1 rRNA gene is annotated in these 528 nt (G+C 51.7%); it reads left to right on the top strand.

The window, feature by feature from the left end:
• A 16S ribosomal RNA gene (locus tag FDW98_RS14380) occupies nucleotides 1-503 on the top strand; the annotation flags it as partial.
• Nucleotides 504-528 lie beyond the last annotated feature (25 nt).

Genomic DNA, 528 nt, shown 5'->3' with positions numbered 1-528 from the left:
TGAGACAGGTGCTGCATGGCTGTCGTCAGCTCGTGTTGTGAAATGTTGGGTTAAGTCCCGCAACGAGCGCAACCCTTATCCTTTGTTGCCAGCGGTTCGGCCGGGAACTCAAAGGAGACTGCCAGTGATAAACTGGAGGAAGGTGGGGATGACGTCAAGTCATCATGGCCCTTACGAGTAGGGCTACACACGTGCTACAATGGCATATACAAAGAGAAGCGACCTCGCGAGAGCAAGCGGACCTCATAAAGTATGTCGTAGTCCGGATTGGAGTCTGCAACTCGACTCCATGAAGTCGGAATCGCTAGTAATCGTAGATCAGAATGCTACGGTGAATACGTTCCCGGGCCTTGTACACACCGCCCGTCACACCATGGGAGTGGGTTGCAAAAGAAGTAGGTAGCTTAACCTTCGGGAGGGCGCTTACCACTTTGTGATTCATGACTGGGGTGAAGTCGTAACAAGGTAACCGTAGGGGAACCTGCGGTTGGATCACCTCCTTACCTTAAAGAAACGTACTTTGTAGTG

This window comes from Citrobacter sp. wls711, from assembly GCF_005281055.1.
Taxonomy (GTDB): Bacteria; Pseudomonadota; Gammaproteobacteria; order Enterobacterales; family Enterobacteriaceae; genus Citrobacter; species Citrobacter gillenii.
Note: the sequence above shows the minus strand (reverse complement) of the source record. Positions and strands in the feature narration are given on the sequence as shown.